The following is a 15515-nucleotide window of genomic DNA, read 5'->3' on the forward strand; positions in this document are numbered from 1 at the left end:
GTCAGACTCCTTGTTCGGTGAGATCGGCGATGGCCGCGGCGATACCCGCCGTGGCGATGCGCGCATGGGCCCCGCGCACCGCGTCGCAAAAGACGGGTTGCGCGACCAGGGCCGGTGGAAAGACCTCGGCCAGCGCCAGCACGGCGTCCACCCGCGCCGCGCCAGCAGGCAAGGCGGCCAGGGTGGCGCGCAGGGGATCGTCCAGCGCCTCACCCTCCCCTTCACCATAGTGAATCCAGGCCGCCACGCCGAGCGCGGTGCAGGCCAGTTCGCCGCCTTGCTCCAGCAGCCGCTGGGCGCCCAGCAGCCAGCGCTGGGGCAGCTTCTGCGAGCCGTCCATGGCGATCTGCCGCAGGCGGTGCTGCAGGGCGTCGTTACGGAAGCGCGCGACCAGCGCCGCGGCATAGGCCTGCAGGTCCACGCCTTCCGGCATGTCCAGGGTCGGCGCCGCCTCGCGACTCATGTAGCGGTGCACCAAAGCCGCCAGGCGTTCGTCGGCCATGGCCTCGGCCACGGTGCCGTGACCGGCCAGGCTGCCGACATAGGCCAGCAGCGTATGACTGCCATTGAGCAGGCGCAGCTTCATGGTCTCGAAGGGGCGGACGTCCGCCACCATCTGCACCCCTTCCTGTTCCCAGTCCGGGCGCCCTTGCGGAAAGCGGTCCTCGACCACCCACTGGCTGAAGGCCTCGCCCACCACGGCGGCCGGATCATCGCAGCCGAGATCGCGCAGCCGCGCGAAGGCCGCCTCGTCCATGGCCGGGACGATGCGATCGACCATGCTGCAGGGAAAGGCCACGGTAGAGGCTATCCAGGCCGCCAACCCGGCGTCCTGGGCCTCGGCGAGGGACACCACTGCCTGGCGGGTCCGCTGGCCGTTGTCCGGCATGTTGTCGCAGCAGAGCACGGTGAAGGGCGCGATGCCGGCCGCACGACGCCGGCGCAGGCCTTCCACCAGCAGCCCCGGCGCGGTGCGCGGCGCCCGCGGTTCGGCCAGGTCATGGACGATGCCGGGATCGTCGCGGCGCAGGGCGCCGCTGGCCGGACTCAGGCAATAGCCCTTTTCCGTGACCGTCAGGGTGACGATGCGCACCCCGGGATCGGCCAGCCGCGCCAGCAGGGCCTCGCGCCCGGCCCCACCGTCGCCGGCGTAGAGCACCTCGCGCAGGGCACCGATCTCGCGCAGCACCCCTTCGCGCCGGTTGCGGTATTCGGCCACGTGATAGCGGCCCTGCTGGGCGTTCAGGGTCTCCACCAGCGCCCGCCCCGATCTCAGGTTGGCGCTGCACAGGCCCCAGGCGCCGCCGCCGTGGCGGGCCAGGTTGCGCTCCAGGTAGACCGCCTGGTGGGCGCGATGGAAGGCGCCCAGCCCCAGGTGGACGATGCCGATGGCCGGCGCCGGATAGCGCGAGGGAATGCGTTCGAAATCGTTCATCGGACGCCTCCGGTAGCCAGCGTGGCGGGTGCCTCCGCTGGCCGCTCGGCCAGCGGCTTGACGAAGCGCGCCACGCACAGCGAACCGATCACGGTCAGGGCGCCGGCGAGCAGGAAGGCACTGGTAAAGGCGCCGGTGAACTGCACCAGATAGCCGGTCACCGCCGGGCCGATGATGCCCGAGGTGTTGGCCAGGAAGTGCATGAAACCGCTCACCCCGCCCACCCGTGCCGCCGGCACCGTGTCCTGGATGATCGCCCAGTAGATGGCGCCGGTCAGATAGAGGAAGAACACTGAGAGCGCCACCAGCGCCACCGCGGCATAGAGGGTGCTGACCAGGCCGGCCACGGCGATGCACAGGGCGCAGGCCAGCAGGCAGGTCACCAGCACCACCTTGCGCGAGAACATCAGGCGACCGGTCTTGCGGAACACCCAGTCGGACAGATAGCCGCCCACCGCCAGACCGATGAAGCCGAGCACCCAGGGGATCACCGTGGCGATGCTCATGTCCTTCACGTTGAGGCCGTAGGCCTGGATCAGGTAGCTGGGGAACCAGGTCAGGAAGAAGAACAGGGTGTAGTTGTAGGCGAAGAACGCCAGGGCGGTGAACAGCACCGTCGGCTGACGCAGGTAGTACTTGAGCGGTCGCACCTCGGTATCCACCACGGCCACGGCGCGCTCCTCGGCGGCGATGTCGGCGGCCAGCTGGCCGGTGGGCTTGTCCTTGATCCAGAGGTACCAGACCACTGCCCAGACGAAGCCGATCAGCATGATGACGACGAAGGACACCTTCCAGCCGTAGGTCACCGCGATCACCCCGACGATGGGGCCGGAGATGGCGCCGCCCAGGGGCGTGCCCGACATCGACAGGCCCAGGGTGCGGCCCCGGTTGTGGGGCGCGTACCAGTTGTTGACCATCTTGCTGGTGGAGACGCTCAGGGGCCCCTCCGCCATGCCGAACAGCACCCGGATCACGATCAGCGCGGCGAAGCCCGAGGCCAGCACCGTCAGGCCGCTGAACGCCGACCAGAGCACCATGGCCAGCAGCAGCGTGGTCTTGGCGCCATAGCGGTCGGCGGCCCAGCCGCCAATGAAGTTGAACGCCGCATAGCCGACGAAGAAGGCGCTGAACAGCAGCCCCATCTCCCCGGCGCCCAGCCCGAAGTCCTTCTGGATCAGGGGCGCTGCCACCGACAGCGCCGAGCGATCCAGATAGTTGACGACCCCCGCCAGGAACAGCATGACGAGTACCAGTCCACGACCTTGTCCAGCCATTTGTTACCTCCCGCTCATTGTCTTTATTCGGTAAGGCATCGAAGCGACGCCCCTTGCGGAGCGCGCGTTGTCAGGCGTTGCCACCCCACTGCACCAGCACCTTGCGTGTCTGCTCGGGGTGCCTTTCGATCAGCTCGATGGCACCCGGCATCTCCTGGCTGGCCACCTGGTGGCTGATCAGCGCCGCGGCATCCAGCTTGCCCGCCGCCAGCAGCTCGATGACCCGCGGAAAGCGGCCGTTGTTGAGCCGCGAACCCACCAGGGTCAGCTCCTTCTTGATGATCTCCAGCTGCACCAGCTCGCTGGGCGTGGCGCTGAAGCCCAGCAGGCCGATGCGCCCGGCCGGCGACGCCAGCCGAACGATCTCCGGCAGCAGGGCCGGATGGCAGGCGGCGTCGACGATCAGCGGCACGCCCTCGCCGCCGGTGGCCTCGCGTATGGCCGCCTCGACGTTGGTCTCGCGGCCATTGAGGGTGCGGGTCGCGCCCAGGGTCCGGGCGGTGGCCAGGCGATCGTCCAGCACATCGGTCACCGTGATATCGGCGATGCCCAGCGCCCGGGCCATCTGCACCAGGGTCAGGCCGATCACGCCGGCGCCGTAGATGAGCAGGGAATCCCCGGGCAGAAACTGCATCCGCTCCAGCACATTGAGGGCGATGCTGTAGGGCTCGACCAGCGCGGCCTGGGCCAGCGGCAAACCGGGCGGCAGGCGATGGGCATTGGCCGCGGGCACGCAGACCTCTTCGCTGAAGCCGCCATCGCGGTGTACTCCCAGCACCTGCAGGCGACTGCAGACATTGGGCCGACCGATGCGGCACGGATAGCAGCTGCCGCAGGCGATCACCGGATCGACGCAGACCGGATCGCCCACCGCCAGGCCGCTCACGCCCGCGCCCAGCTCGCGCACCACGCCGGCGAATTCGTGGCCGGTGACGCGGGGAAAGCGCACGAAGGCGTTCTGCCCATGGATGATGTGCATGTCCGAGCCGCAGATGCCGGCATAGGCCACCCCGACGCGGACCTCGCCGGGTGCCAGCGTGGGTACCGCGACCTCTTCGATGCTGAATTCGTGGGGTGCTCTGACCTGAAAGGCTTTCATCCGGGATTCCTCGCTCACCAGTGCCACAGGGTGCCATCCACCAGCCGGTTCACCGGCAGGCTGGCGCGTTGGTACGGATAACGGGCGGCGAGGTCTTCATCGATGTCCACGCCGTGGCCGGGCACCTCGCCCGGGGTGAAATGGCCGTCCGCGAAGCGATAGGCATGGGGAAAGACCTCCTCGATGCGCGCCTCGTGGGGCATGTGCTCCTGGATGCCGAAGTTGGGCACCCAGGTGTCGAAGTGCAGCGCCGCGCCCATGCACACCGGCGACAGGTCGGTGGCGCCATGGAAGCCGGTGCGCACCTGGTAGAGCGCCGCCAGGTCGGCGATGCGCCTCATGTGGGTGATGCCCCCGGCATGCACCAGGGTGGCGCGGATATAGTCGATCAACTGCGCCTGGATCAGCTCGCGGCAGTCGTGGATGGAGTTGAACACCTCGCCCACCGCCAGCGGCGTGGTGGTGTGCTGGCGGATCAGGCGGAAGGCCTCCTGATTTTCCGCCGGGGTGCAGTCCTCCAGCCAGAACAGGTTGTATTCCTCGACCCTCTTGCCCAGCCGCCCCGCCTCGATGGGCGTCAGCCGGTGGTGCACGTCGTGCAGCAGGTGCAGGTCGTCGCCGAAGCGCTCGCGCACCGCGGCGAACAGCTTGGGTACGTGATTGAGGTACTTGGCGGTGTCCCAGACGTGCTCGGCCGGCAGATCGCTGTCGGCCGGCTCGTAGCGCTCGCCTTCGCGCTTGGCCACGCCATAGGTGGTGGGAATGCCCGGCACCCCGCACTGCACTCGCACCGCGCGATAGCCCTGCTCCACATGGCGGGCAACCTCGTCCAGGCAGCTCTCGATGTCCTTGCCGGTGGCGTGGCCATAGACCATCACCCGCTCGCGACTCTTGCCGCCGAGCAACTGGTACAGCGGCATACCAGCGGCCTTGGCCTTGAGGTCCCAGAGCGCCACGTCCACCGCGGCGATGGCGGTCATGGTGACCGGTCCGCGGCGCCAGTAGGCGCCCCGGTAAAGGTATTGCCAGATATCTTCGATGCGATGGGCATCGCGACCGATCAGCGCTGGCAGCACGTGCTCTTCCAGATAGGCCACCACCGCCAGCTCGCGGCCATTGAGGGTGGCGTCGCCGAGGCCATAAAGCCCTTCGTCGGTGACGATCTTGAGGGTGACCAGGTTACGACCGGGACAGGTGACGATGACGCGGGCTTCGGTGATCTTCATGGCTTCAGGCCTGGGCAGTGAGAGCGGGAATCAGGGGCGGCAGCGCCGGCATGACCGCGCGCGGAATGAGCGCCCCGGGATGCTGGATGACCGTAGCCGCCAGGCGATGACCCCAGGCGGCGGCCGCCTCTGGGGCCCCGCCCTGGAGGCGGCAGGCCAGGTAGGCGGCGCTGAAGGAATCCCCGGCGGCGGTGGTGTCCACCACCCGGGCCACGGCTTCGCCGGCCACCTCCTGGCGCCCCTGGCGATGCTGCAGCAGGCAGCTGCGCGCACCGCGCTTGAGCGCCACCTCGGCCACGCCCCATTCGGCGTACTGGGCGAACAGCGCCGCCTCGTCGGCGAAGCCGAACAGCGCGGCGTCGTCTTCCCAGGTCACCAGCGCCACATCGGTGAGGTGCAACAGCCGGTGATAGGCCGTGCGTGCCGCCTGCAGGTTCGGCCACAGCCGCGGCCGGTAGTTGTTGTCGAAGACGATGCGGGTGCCGGCGGCGCGCGCCTGGCGCAGCGCCTCCAGCAGCCGCTCGCGACCGGTGTCGGTCAGCACCGCGAGGCTGATGCCACTGAGATAGAGCACCTGGTACTCGGCCAGGGCCGCCAGCAGCGGCTGGGCCTCGGCGCCGTCGAAACACTCCCGCGCCGCCGCCTCTCCGCGCCAATAGAGAAAGCGCCGCTCGCCGGCGGCATCGGTCTGGATCAGATAGAGTCCCGGCAGACGCCCGGGCAGCACCCGCACCCGCGCGTCACTCAACCCCTCCTCGCGCCAGCGGGCGCGCATGGCCTGGCTCAGGCTGTCGTCGCCCACCGCGGTGAGGTAATCGACCTGCACCGGGTCATCCCCGAGCAGCCGCCGCAGATAGACGGCGGCATTGAGGGTATCGCCGCTAAAGGCCTGGCCCAGCTGGCCATCCCCCTGACTGCGCAACTCGACCATGCATTCGCCGATGAGGCCGATGCGGGTCAGCGGGGACGAAACGAGGGGTAGCGTCATGCAGACTCCTGAAGGTGTGCCGGAACCCGCACGCGGCAGGCGGACACCGCCAGGCCGGTCACGCCGGGATCGAGGCGAAAGGTGCGCCCGGCCAGGGGTTGCGCCTGGCGGGCGGAATCGTCGAGGCCCACCCGGGCGGTGGTGATGAGCAGCTGCTCCAGGCGCTCGCCGTAGAAGGCACAGGAGGTCACCCGCGCCACTGGCAGCTCCACCCAGGCGAGCAATTCGCCCTCGGTGCTCCAGCGACTCAGGCGGTAGCCGTCCCAGTGGGCGATCCACAGCGCCCCCTCGCTATCCACGGCCAGGCCATCGGGCACGCCAGGCTGCTCGCCGAAGTCGATGAGGGTACGCCCGCGGCCGAGCGCGCCGCTGGCGAGATCGAAATCGAAGGCCTGCACCCGGCGGGTGGGCGAATCTATGTAGTAGAAGGTCCGGTTGTCCGGGCTCCAGCCCAGGCCGTTGGACACGGTGATGCCGTCGAGCATCGGCTGCAGCTGGCCATCCAGGTCCAGGCGATACAGCCGGCCGCCGCCGGGTGCCTCGTCGAGCAGGGTGGTACCCAGCCAGAAACGACCGAGCGCATCGCACTTGCCGTCATTGAAGCGGTGCTGCGATCCATGGACCGCCTGGGGCGGCCGCGCGACCGGCGTCGGCTGGGAGGCACCGGCGGCCAGGCGCCAGACACCGTCGCTCAGGGCCAGCCAGGTGGAGCCGTCGACGTGGGGGACGGCGCAGCCCAGCGGCCGTCCGAAGCCCAGTGCCTCGACCGGAGCCGCCGGGTGCGGCGCCGCACGCAGCAGCCGTCCGGCGAGGATATCCACCCACAGCAGCCGCTCCTCCCGGGCATCCCAGACCGGGCCTTCGCCCAACTCATCGCAATGGTCGAACAGGCACTCAGGCGGCGCCATGGCGGGTCTCCTCCACGAAGCGCAGCGGTATCAGCGCCAGCAGGCAGCTCAGGGCGAGCATGGCGTAGCTCCAGTGCCAGCCGAAGTGCTCGATCACGTAACCGGCCACCGGCCCTACCAGAAAGCCCGCCAGGCCCAGCCCCACGCCGATGAGCAGCCCCAGGCCGCTGCCCGCCGCGCGCGGTGAGGAATCCACCGCCAGCGAATAGAGCACCACATAGGGCGAATTGCGGAACAGGCCCCAGGCCAGCAGCAGGGTCCAGGCCATGGCGCGGCTGTCGATGAACATGCACAGGGCGACGCAAATCGAGAAGCCGATGGTCAGGATCCCCAGGGCGAACTTGCGACCCCGGTGGTCGCTCAGGGTCCCCCAGAAGATCTGTCCCGCCCAGCCCACCAGCCCCGAGGCGCCCGAGATCACCGCGGCCTCGGCCAGGCTCAGCCCCAGCTGGCTGGTGAGCTGGTAGGTCAGAAAGGTGGCCACGCCCATTTCGGTCCAGAGAAACAGGAAATTCATCACCAGGCAGAGGCGCACGTTGCGCTCGGCGAAGGCCTGGCGCAGGTTGGTCAGCGGATTGCGCGAGACGGGCGCCGCGGTGTCGACCGGAACGGTCAGCCCCTCCTCGCGGATCCAGGCATAGACCTGCTCCTCGTTGCGCCGGCGCCCCAGGTACAGCTGCAGCAGGATGATCGGCAGGCCGATCAGCGGGATCCAGAGAAAGGTGGCGCGCCAGTCGCCAGTGGCCAGGATCAGCCCCATCAGGACCGGGCCGACGAATTGCCCCAGGGGCATGCCGGTGTGATGGACGCCCAAGGCGAAGCCGCGATTTTCCTTTTGCCAGAATTCGCTGGCCACGGCGATGTTGACCGGCTCCATGGCGCCGGTGCCCAGGCCCATGGTGAATCTCAGCACCTGCAGGGCGCCCAGCGAACGCGCATAGACGGTGGCGAAGGCCGAGCCTATGGTCAGGGCGCAGGCCCCCACCCAGCTCCAGGCACGCCGGTGGCCGGTACCGACGCTGTCGGCCAGCACCCCCACCACCAGGGCGCCGATCAGGGTGCCGACGAAACTCAGCGAACTGAGCCAGCCGCCCTGGGCGGCGTCCAGTCCGAATTCCTGCATGATCGCCGGCAACACGGTCGGCAGCAGCTGGCGATCCACCGAGATCATCAGCATTGCCAGGGTGGTGATGCCCAGCATCTGCCAGGACACCGGGTGGGCACGGGGCAACCAGCCAGGGGTACGAGCGGCAGGCGCCAGGGCGCCCGGGACTTTGGTCATGGATTTCATCGTCGCAGGTTCCGTTGTTGTTTTTGTTCGCACCCCTGACGACCGTCAGCGGTGGAAAGAGACCCTTACGCGCGAAAAGCTTTGGAACGTTGTTCCATTCGCTGGAAGACAGTGTTGCTGGCCTTTCCTGCATCCGTCAATCAGAATGGAACAGTGTTCAGGCAATCAGGCGACCGGCGGTTCCATGGAAAAGAATCAAAATCTCGGCAATGACATGGTCAGCGCCGTCGGGCGTACCCTGGCGGTGCTCGAAGCCCTCGGCGAGCGCGAGGACGACTGCGGTGTCTCGGAACTGGCGCAGCAACTGGACCTGTCGAAGAGCACCGTCCACCGCTTCCTGCAGACGCTCAAGGCGCTGGGCTATGTGGTCCAGGATGCCGAGGACCGCTACCGCCTGAGTGTCAAGCTGTTCGAACTGGGTGCTCGCGCCCTGCCCCAGCTGGAGTTGGTCCGCGAAGCCGAACCGGGCATGCGCCTGCTCAACGACCTCACTGGCGAGACCGTCCACCTCGGCATCTTCGACGAGGGCGCCATCGTCTATGTGCACAAGCTCGACTCGCGCTACACCCTGCGCATGTATTCGCGCATCGGTCGGAGGGCGCCGCTGTACTGCACCGGGATCGGCAAGGTGCTGATGGCCTGGCGAGCGGAAGCCGAGGTACGGCAGATCCTCGCCCAGGAGACCTTTGTCCGCCGCACGCCCAACACCCTCGACAGCCTGGCCGCCTATCTGGCGGAGCTGGCGCGGGTCCGCGAGCTGGGTTTCGCCGAAGACCACGAGGAATTCGAGGCCAACATGAGGTGCCTCGCGGCACCGATCCGCGATCGCTTCGGCCAGGTCGTGGCCGGCTTGAGCGTGTCCTTTCCCTGCTTCCGCTTCCGTGAAGACCTCAAGGCCGAATACGTGGAGCAGATGCTCGCCACCACGGCGCGCATCTCGGCGCAGATGGGTGCTCCGGCCCACGAGGCCCCAGTTCAGGGTGCACAGCCATAGGCAGACCAATGGCCCGCTGGACGCCTCGGCCTTAAGCCGCCGCTAAGCCACCCGCTATAGCGTGTGACGCACATCACACATCCAGCCCGGTGTCCTGCCGGGCCTCCCTCATGGTGACTGTCATGATGATGCGCACACTCAAGGTGGGTCGCCGGTCGGCCTTGGCCTTCTCTATTATCGTAGCAATCGTCATCGCGCTCGGGGTCATCGCCCTGAGCCAGATGCGGCAGCTCAGGCAGTCGGAAATCGAGGTGGAAACGGACTGGATGCCCAGCGTCCGCCAGGCCGGGCAGATGACCGCGGCACTGCTTCGATTGCGTCTCGAAAGCCTGAGAAGCCTGGGTATGCAGGATTCAGCGCGCAGGTCGGAAATGGCCAGCGCGCTGGTCGATCTGCGCAGCCGCTTCGCCACCGTGGTAAAGGACTATGCGCCGCTGGTATCCAGCGATGCGGAGCAGCAGCTCTACCTGGCCGTGCAGGACGGTGCCGCGGGCTACCTGGGTCTGCTGGACCATTTCGCGACCCTCTATCGCGGCGGTGACCTGTCGGGCGCCGCGGCTCTCGCCAACGGCGACATGCGGAGCGCCGCCGACCAGGTGCAAGCGCAGATCGAAAGCCTGGCCGCGCTGAACGACCGCGGTGCGGTCGCTTCGGGCATCGCGGCGGGCCGGATCTACGAGCACGGCCTGGCCTGGGTCGTCGGCCTGATCCTCGCCACCCTGCTGGCCACCGTCACCCTGGCCATCCTGCTGACGCGCAGCATCACCGTGCCCATCGGCGAAGCCCTGCGCATCGCCCAGCGGATCGCCAACAAGGACCTTGCCGAAGACATCCAGGTGGCGGGCAGCGACGAGGCCGCCGGCCTGCTGACCGCCCTGGCCGGCATGCAGGCCAACCTGCGCGCCACCGTGGCCCATCTGGCGGACAGCTCCAGTCAACTCGCCGCCGCCGCCGAGGAGATGACCGCAGTGATCGACGACGGCAACCGCGGCCTGCTCAGGCAGCACGACGAGATCGGCCAGGTCGCCACCGCGGTGACGGAGATGAGCGCCGCGGTGGACGAGGTGGCCCGCCACGCCGAGGAAAGTGCCGGCGCCTCGCAACGGGGCAGCGCCCTCACCCGGGCCGGCCTGGAGCACGTGGCCGCGACCCTGACGGCCATCGAACGCCTGGCCACCCAGGTCGACCAGAGCAGCGGCCAGATCCAGACGCTGTCGGGTCGCGCCCAGGAAATCAGCAACGTCGTCGACGTCATCCGCGCCATTGCCGAGCAGACCAATCTGCTGGCGCTCAACGCCGCCATCGAGGCAGCACGCGCCGGTGATCAGGGCCGCGGCTTCGCCGTGGTCGCGGATGAAGTCCGCGCCCTGGCCCATCGTACCCAGCAGTCGACGCGGGAAATCGAAGCCATGATCGGCACCATCCAGCACGATTCGACGGATGCGGTAAAGGCCATGCGGCAGAGCAGCCAGACCGCCGAGCTATCCCTTTCCGTCGCCCGGGAAGCCAACGGGGCCCTGCGGGCCATCGCCGGCGCCATGGGCGGCATCGACGAGCGCACGGCGCTGATCGCCACGGCCGCCGAACAACAGGCCCTGGTGGCCAAGGACATCGACCGTGGCCTGATCAGCATCAAGGACCTGTCCGACCAGACCGCCGCAGGCGCCAGCCAGACCTCCAGCGCCAGCAACGAGGTGTCGCGCCTGGCGGCCGGTCTCCGGCAGGTGGTGGCGGAATTCGTGATCTGAACGGAGCCGCCGATCGATCCGGGAACAGGACGCCAGCACGCGAACGATCGACAGGCCTGATCTTCAGGCACAAAAAAAGCTGCCCTAGGGCAGCTTCTCTTGCGTCGTTCGGGCAGTTCAGAGGACCCGGAACAACTTATGTGGCGCGGCGGACGGGACTCGAACCCGCGACCCCCGGCGTGACAGGCCGGTATTCTAACCGACTGAACTACCGCCGCGCATTGCGTGAACCTTGCGGAACACTTCCCGAAGAGTTTGGTGGCTGATGACGGGATCGAACCGCCGACCCCCTGCGTGTGATGCAGGTGCTCTCCCAGCTGAGCTAATCAGCCATCCCCTTCGGGTGACGCGCATTCTCCTCGTAGCCCCTTGATCCGTCAAGGAATTTTCTAATTTTATTTTCTACGAGGCGCTATTCCCGGTAGATCATCTTGCGGGTCATGCCGCCGTCAAGGGTGATCGCCTCGCCACTGATGAAACCGGCGTTGCCGCTCAGCAGCCAGGCCACGCAGGCCGCCACGTCTTCCACCGTCCCTACCCGCCCGACCGGATGCTGCTCATGGTCAGCGGCGGACAGCGGCTCGGCCTCGCGCACATGGGCATCGCGCGCATCGATCCAGCCCGGAGAAAGCGCATTCACCCGCACTTCCGGACCCAGGCTGATGGCCAGGGCGTGGGTCAGGGCCAGCAGCCCGCCCTTGCTTGCGGCATAGGCCTCGCCATGGGGCTCGGACTGCTGGGCACGGGTCGAGGCGATGTTGACGATGGCGCCCTGCTGCTCGCGCAGATAGGGTGCGCAATGCTTGGCCAGCAGCATGGGACCGTCCAGATTCACCCCGAGCACCCTGCGCCATTCGGCCAGTGCCAGGCTTTCCAGCGGCTGGCCCTGGGCAGTGGCGAGACCGGCATTGTTGACCAGGGCATCCAGCCGCCCGAACTGGCCGATCACCTGGGCGACGGCGGACTCCACCTGAGTCTCGTCAGCCACGTCCAGGGCGACGAACCAGGCGCGGTCACCAAGGGCGGCGGCTACCTTGGCGCCGCGCTCCTGCTCGATGTCGGCCACCACTACCCGCCAGCCCTCGGCCACCAGCCAGGCCGCGATGCCGAGGCCGATTCCACGCGCCGCGCCGGTGACCAGGGCGACGCGCAGTTCCACCGGTGCGAACGTCAGACTCATAGGGCCGCCAGTCCGCGGGCCAGGTCCTGACGCAGATCGCCCAGGTCTTCGAGACCCACGGCGATACGGATCAGGCTGTCGCGGATCCCGGCGTTGGCGCGCTCGGCCGGCGACAGCCGCCCGTGCGAGGTCGTCGCCGGGTGGGCGATGGTGGTCTTGGTGTCACCCAGGTTGGTGGTGATGGAGATCATCCGGGTGGCATCGATGAAGCGCCAGGCGGCGTCACGCCCACCGGCGACCTCGAAGCTCACCACGGCACCGAAGGCGCTCTGCTGGCGGCACGCCAGCCCATGTTGCGGATGGCTTTCCAGGCCGGCGTAGTGGACCCGCTCGACGCCGGGCTGGCTTTCCAGCCAGCGCGCGAGCTCCAGCGCAGTCTGGCTGTGCGCCTGCATGCGGATCTTCAGCGTCTCCAGGCCCTTGAGGAATAGCCAGGCATTGAAGGGACTCAGGGTCGGACCGGCGGTACGCAGGAAACCCACCACTTCCTTCATCTGCTCGGCACGGCCGGCGACCACGCCGCCCATGCCCCGGCCCTGGCCATCGATGTACTTGGTCGCCGAATGGATGACGATATCGGCACCCAGCGCCAGCGGCTTCTGCAGCGCCGGGGTGCAGAAGCAGTTGTCGACCGCCAGCAGCGCGCCCCGGGCATGGGCGATCTCGGCCAGGGCGGCGATGTCCACCAGCTCGGCCAGGGGATTGGACGGCGACTCGACGAAGAACAGCCGGGTATTGGACTTGCAGGCCGCCTGCCAGGCGTCCAGATCGGCCAGCGGCGGGTAGTCCACCTCGATGCCGAAGCGTTTGAAGTACTTCTCGAACAGGCTGATGGTCGAGCCGAACACGCTGCGCGAGACCAGCACGTGGTCGCCGGCGCTGCACAGACTCATGACCATGGCCAGGATGGCCGACATGCCCGAGGCGGTGGCCACCGCCTGCTCGGCCCCTTCGAGGGCCGCGATGCGGGTCTCGAAGGTCCGCACCGTGGGGTTGGTGTAGCGTGAATAGACGTTGCCCGGCACCTCGCCGGCGAAGCGCGCCGCGGCATCCGCGGCGGTCCGGAACACGTAGCTGCTGGTCAGGAACAGAGCCTCGCCATGCTCGCCTTCCGGCGAGCGCTGCTGCCCTGCCCGCACCGCCAAGGTCTCGAAGGCCGCGCCCTCGAGATCACTGTCCAGGCGTCCGGCATCCCAGTCTTGGCTCATGTGCAGCTCCTTAGTCGTTGTACAGATCGATGATGGCGCTGACCGCCTTGTGCTTGACCTTGGCCGCGTCGTTGCGCGCCTGCTCGATCCGATTCAGATAGGCAGCATCGACGTCGCCGGTGATGTACTCGCCATCGAACACCGCGCAGTCGAACTGCTCGACCTTGGGCGCCTTGCGGGTGCGCACGGCTTCCTGCAGGTCCTGCAGGTCCTGGTAGATCAGCCAATCGGCGCCGATCAGCTCGCCGACTTCCTCGGTGGTGCGGCCGTGGGCGATCAGCTCGTGCACGCTGGGCATGTCGATGCCGTAGACGTTGGGGAAGCGCACCGCCGGCGCCGCCGAGCAGAAATAGACCTTCTTGGCGCCGGCTTCGCGCGCCATCTGGATGATCTGCTTGCAGGTGGTGCCGCGGACGATGGAGTCGTCCACCAGCATCACGTTCTTGCCGCGGAATTCCAGTTCGATGGCGTTGAGCTTCTGGCGTACCGACTTCTTGCGCGCGGCCTGGCCGGGCATGATGAAGGTCCGGCCGATGTAGCGATTCTTGACGAAGCCCTCGCGGAACTTGACGCCCAGGTGGTTGGCCAGCTCCAGCGCCGCGGTGCGGCTGGTATCCGGAATCGGGATGACCACGTCGATGTCGTGCTCGGGCCGCTCGCGCTGGATCTTCTCGGCGAGCTTCTCGCCCATGCGCAGGCGGGCCTTGTAGACCGAGATGCCGTCGATGATGGAATCCGGACGGGCCAGGTAGACGTGCTCGAAGATGCAGGGCGCGTAGTGCGGATTCTGCGCGCACTGGCGGGTGTAGAGCCGTCCGTCTTCGGTGATGTACACCGCCTCGCCCGGCTCCAGGTCACGGATCAGGGTGAAGCCGAGCACGTCGAGGGCGACGCTCTCGGAGGCGATCATGTATTCCACGCCGTATTCGGTGTGACGCTGGCCGAAGACGATGGGACGGATGGCATTGGGATCGCGGAAGCCGACGATGCCGTAACCCGTCACCATGGCCACCACGGCATAGCCACCCCGGCAGCGCTCATGGACTTCGGAGACGGCGGCGAAGACATCGTCCTCGGTCGGCTGCAGCTTGTTGCGCACCGCCAGCTCGTGGGCGAAGACGTTGAGCAGCACCTCGGAATCCGAGTTGGTGTTGACGTGACGCAGATCGGATTCGTAGATCTCGCGGGACAGCTGCTCGACGTTGGTCAGGTTGCCGTTGTGCGCGAGGGTGATGCCATAGGGCGAGTTGACATAGAACGGCTGCGCCTCGGCGGAGCTGGAGCTGCCGGCCGTGGGGTAGCGCACATGGCCGATGCCCATGCGGCCGACCAGGTGCTGCATGTGACGCTGCTGGAAGACGTCGCGGACCAGGCCGTTGTCTTTGCGCAGGAAGAGTTTACCGTCCAGGCTGGTGACGATACCGGCGGCATCCTGACCGCGATGTTGAAGGACGGTGAGCGCGTCGTACAACGACTGGTTGACGTTAGTCTTGCCCACGATACCTACGATGCCACACATGCGACGCGACCCCACTGTTTCAAGTGATGCGACGGCGAACCATCGCAGGATGACCCCGGCAGTGCGAGGCCTGGAAAACCGTTCAAGGAGCCTTGGGCCCCAGCTGTGGCAGCAGTTGCAGACTGGGCATGGGCGTCGCGCCCAGCCATTGGCCGGCAAAGCCCAGCAGCAGATTCTTCGACCAATCGGCCACCAGGAGAAAATGTGGAACCAGCACAGACTGCTGCCACCAGCCGTCCTGCTGGACCGGCCCCAGGCTCAGCAGCCCTACCGCCACGGTGATCAGCAACGCACCACGGGCGGCGCCAAAGGCCATGCCGAGAAAGCGATCAGTGCCCGACAATCCGGTGACGCGGATCAATTCGCCAAGCAAGAAGCTCACCAGGGCGCCGACGAGCAGTGTCAGCACGAAGAGAATGACACAGGCGGCGATCACCCGCCCGGACGGCACCTGAATATAGTCGACCAGGTAATTGGACAGTGCCCCGCCGAAGACCCAGGCCACGCCACCAGCCACGATCCAGGTGGCCAATGACAACGCTTCCTTGACGAAGCCGCGCCTGAGACTGATCAGGCAGGAAACAATGACAACGGCGACGATCGCCCAGTCCACCCAGGTGAAGCCCACGGCAAGGTCCACTTACA

13 protein-coding genes, 2 tRNA genes and 1 pseudogene are annotated in these 15515 nt (G+C 67.6%); 3 read left to right on the plus strand and 13 right to left on the minus strand.

Annotation, left to right across the window (positions count from 1 at the left end):
- Position 1: 1 nt before the first annotated feature.
- The 7 genes from QE393_RS09835 to QE393_RS09865 form a co-directional block, all read right to left on the minus strand.
- A complete protein-coding gene (locus tag QE393_RS09835) occupies positions 2-1435 on the minus strand; it encodes a mannitol dehydrogenase family protein (protein ID WP_273806228.1) in 1434 nt (477 codons plus the stop codon).
- Positions 1432-2709 (minus strand): MFS transporter, encoded by a 1278-nt coding sequence (locus tag QE393_RS09840; RefSeq protein ID WP_273806227.1) that lies wholly within the window; start codon positions 2707-2709, stop codon positions 1432-1434. Before QE393_RS09840 ends, QE393_RS09835 begins: the two co-directional genes overlap by 4 nt.
- A 70-nt stretch (positions 2710-2779) precedes the next feature.
- Positions 2780-3808, minus strand: a complete 1029-nt coding sequence (locus QE393_RS09845; RefSeq protein WP_133860845.1) for a Zn-dependent oxidoreductase — start codon at positions 3806-3808, stop codon at positions 2780-2782.
- Positions 3809-3822: 14 nt separating this feature from the next.
- A complete protein-coding gene (gene manD / locus QE393_RS09850) occupies positions 3823-5034 on the minus strand; it encodes a D-mannonate dehydratase ManD (protein WP_273806226.1) in 1212 nt (403 codons plus the stop codon).
- Positions 5035-5038: 4 nt separating this feature from the next.
- Positions 5039-6022 (minus strand): sugar kinase, encoded by a 984-nt coding sequence (locus QE393_RS09855; RefSeq protein WP_273806225.1) that lies wholly within the window; start codon positions 6020-6022, stop codon positions 5039-5041.
- Positions 6019-6930: an SMP-30/gluconolactonase/LRE family protein gene (locus QE393_RS09860; RefSeq protein WP_273806224.1), complete on the minus strand. Its 912-nt coding sequence runs from the start codon at positions 6928-6930 to the stop codon at positions 6019-6021. The genes QE393_RS09855 and QE393_RS09860 overlap by 4 nt, the downstream gene beginning before the upstream one ends.
- Positions 6917-8212 carry an MFS transporter gene (locus tag QE393_RS09865; protein ID WP_273806223.1) on the minus strand — a complete coding sequence of 432 codons (1296 nt, stop codon included), beginning with the start codon at positions 8210-8212 and terminating at the stop codon, positions 6917-6919. Before QE393_RS09865 ends, QE393_RS09860 begins: the two co-directional genes overlap by 14 nt.
- A gap of 193 nt (positions 8213-8405) precedes the next feature.
- On the opposite strand from QE393_RS09865, the gene kdgR reads away from it, so the two are divergent.
- The 3 genes and pseudogenes from kdgR to QE393_RS22540 all read left to right on the plus strand — a co-directional run bounded on the left by kdgR (position 8406) and on the right by QE393_RS22540 (position 10963).
- On the plus strand, positions 8406-9215 hold the full coding sequence (gene kdgR / locus QE393_RS09870) for a DNA-binding transcriptional regulator KdgR (protein ID WP_273806222.1): 810 nt from the start codon (positions 8406-8408) through the stop codon (positions 9213-9215).
- A 128-nt stretch (positions 9216-9343) separates the two neighbouring features.
- Positions 9344-10108 (plus strand): annotated as a pseudogene (locus tag QE393_RS22535) (MCP four helix bundle domain-containing protein); the annotation flags it as partial.
- A 66-nt stretch (positions 10109-10174) separates the two neighbouring features.
- The gene (locus QE393_RS22540) at positions 10175-10963 is read left to right on the plus strand and encodes a methyl-accepting chemotaxis protein (RefSeq protein WP_405046294.1); all 789 of its coding nucleotides are present in this window, start codon (positions 10175-10177) and stop codon (positions 10961-10963) included.
- 141 nt (positions 10964-11104) lie between these two features.
- Here QE393_RS22540 and QE393_RS09880 read toward each other — a convergent pair.
- The 6 genes from QE393_RS09880 to QE393_RS09905 all read right to left on the minus strand — a co-directional run bounded on the left by QE393_RS09880 (position 11105) and on the right by QE393_RS09905 (position 15498).
- Positions 11105-11181, minus strand: a tRNA-Asp gene (locus tag QE393_RS09880).
- A 38-nt stretch (positions 11182-11219) separates the two neighbouring features.
- A tRNA-Val gene (locus QE393_RS09885) sits at positions 11220-11295 on the minus strand.
- 80 nt (positions 11296-11375) lie between these two features.
- Complete coding sequence (locus tag QE393_RS09890) at positions 11376-12143, minus strand: SDR family oxidoreductase (protein ID WP_273806220.1); 768 nt, start codon at positions 12141-12143, stop codon at positions 11376-11378.
- Positions 12140-13351: an O-succinylhomoserine sulfhydrylase gene (locus QE393_RS09895; protein WP_273806219.1), complete on the minus strand. Its 1212-nt coding sequence runs from the start codon at positions 13349-13351 to the stop codon at positions 12140-12142. Before QE393_RS09895 ends, QE393_RS09890 begins: the two co-directional genes overlap by 4 nt.
- 10 nt (positions 13352-13361) lie before the next feature.
- A complete protein-coding gene (gene purF / locus QE393_RS09900; protein WP_308706741.1) occupies positions 13362-14870 on the minus strand; it encodes an amidophosphoribosyltransferase in 1509 nt (502 codons plus the stop codon).
- Between the two features lie 82 nt (positions 14871-14952).
- On the minus strand, positions 14953-15498 hold the full coding sequence (locus QE393_RS09905; protein ID WP_017641289.1) for a CvpA family protein: 546 nt from the start codon (positions 15496-15498) through the stop codon (positions 14953-14955).
- Between the last annotated feature and the right edge of the window lie 17 nt (positions 15499-15515).

The sequence above is a fragment of the Pseudomonas sp. SORGH_AS_0211 genome (genome assembly GCF_031453455.1).
In the GTDB taxonomy this organism is placed as follows: Bacteria; Pseudomonadota; Gammaproteobacteria; order Pseudomonadales; family Pseudomonadaceae; genus Chryseomonas; species Chryseomonas aestiva.

What these genes read in the sequence shown, in the direction of transcription:
- QE393_RS22540 (WP_405046294.1), top strand. Translation starts at nt 10,175, where the DNA reads ATGACCGCAGTGATCGACGACGGCAACCGCGGCCTGCTCAGGCAGCAC.
- manD (WP_273806226.1), bottom strand. Translation starts at nt 5,034, where the DNA reads ATGAAGATCACCGAAGCCCGCGTCATCGTCACCTGTCCCGGTCGTAAC.
- purF (WP_308706741.1), bottom strand. Translation starts at nt 14,870, where the DNA reads ATGTGTGGCATCGTAGGTATCGTGGGCAAGACTAACGTCAACCAGTCG.
- QE393_RS09865 (WP_273806223.1), bottom strand. Translation starts at nt 8,212, where the DNA reads ATGACCAAAGTCCCGGGCGCCCTGGCGCCTGCCGCTCGTACCCCTGGC.
- QE393_RS09835 (WP_273806228.1), bottom strand. Translation starts at nt 1,435, where the DNA reads ATGAACGATTTCGAACGCATTCCCTCGCGCTATCCGGCGCCGGCCATC.
- QE393_RS09860 (WP_273806224.1), bottom strand. Translation starts at nt 6,930, where the DNA reads ATGGCGCCGCCTGAGTGCCTGTTCGACCATTGCGATGAGTTGGGCGAA.
- kdgR (WP_273806222.1), top strand. Translation starts at nt 8,406, where the DNA reads ATGGAAAAGAATCAAAATCTCGGCAATGACATGGTCAGCGCCGTCGGG.
- QE393_RS09840 (WP_273806227.1), bottom strand. Translation starts at nt 2,709, where the DNA reads ATGGCTGGACAAGGTCGTGGACTGGTACTCGTCATGCTGTTCCTGGCG.
- QE393_RS09845 (WP_133860845.1), bottom strand. Translation starts at nt 3,808, where the DNA reads ATGAAAGCCTTTCAGGTCAGAGCACCCCACGAATTCAGCATCGAAGAG.
- QE393_RS09895 (WP_273806219.1), bottom strand. Translation starts at nt 13,351, where the DNA reads ATGAGCCAAGACTGGGATGCCGGACGCCTGGACAGTGATCTCGAGGGC.
- QE393_RS09855 (WP_273806225.1), bottom strand. Translation starts at nt 6,022, where the DNA reads ATGACGCTACCCCTCGTTTCGTCCCCGCTGACCCGCATCGGCCTCATC.
- QE393_RS09890 (WP_273806220.1), bottom strand. Translation starts at nt 12,143, where the DNA reads ATGAGTCTGACGTTCGCACCGGTGGAACTGCGCGTCGCCCTGGTCACC.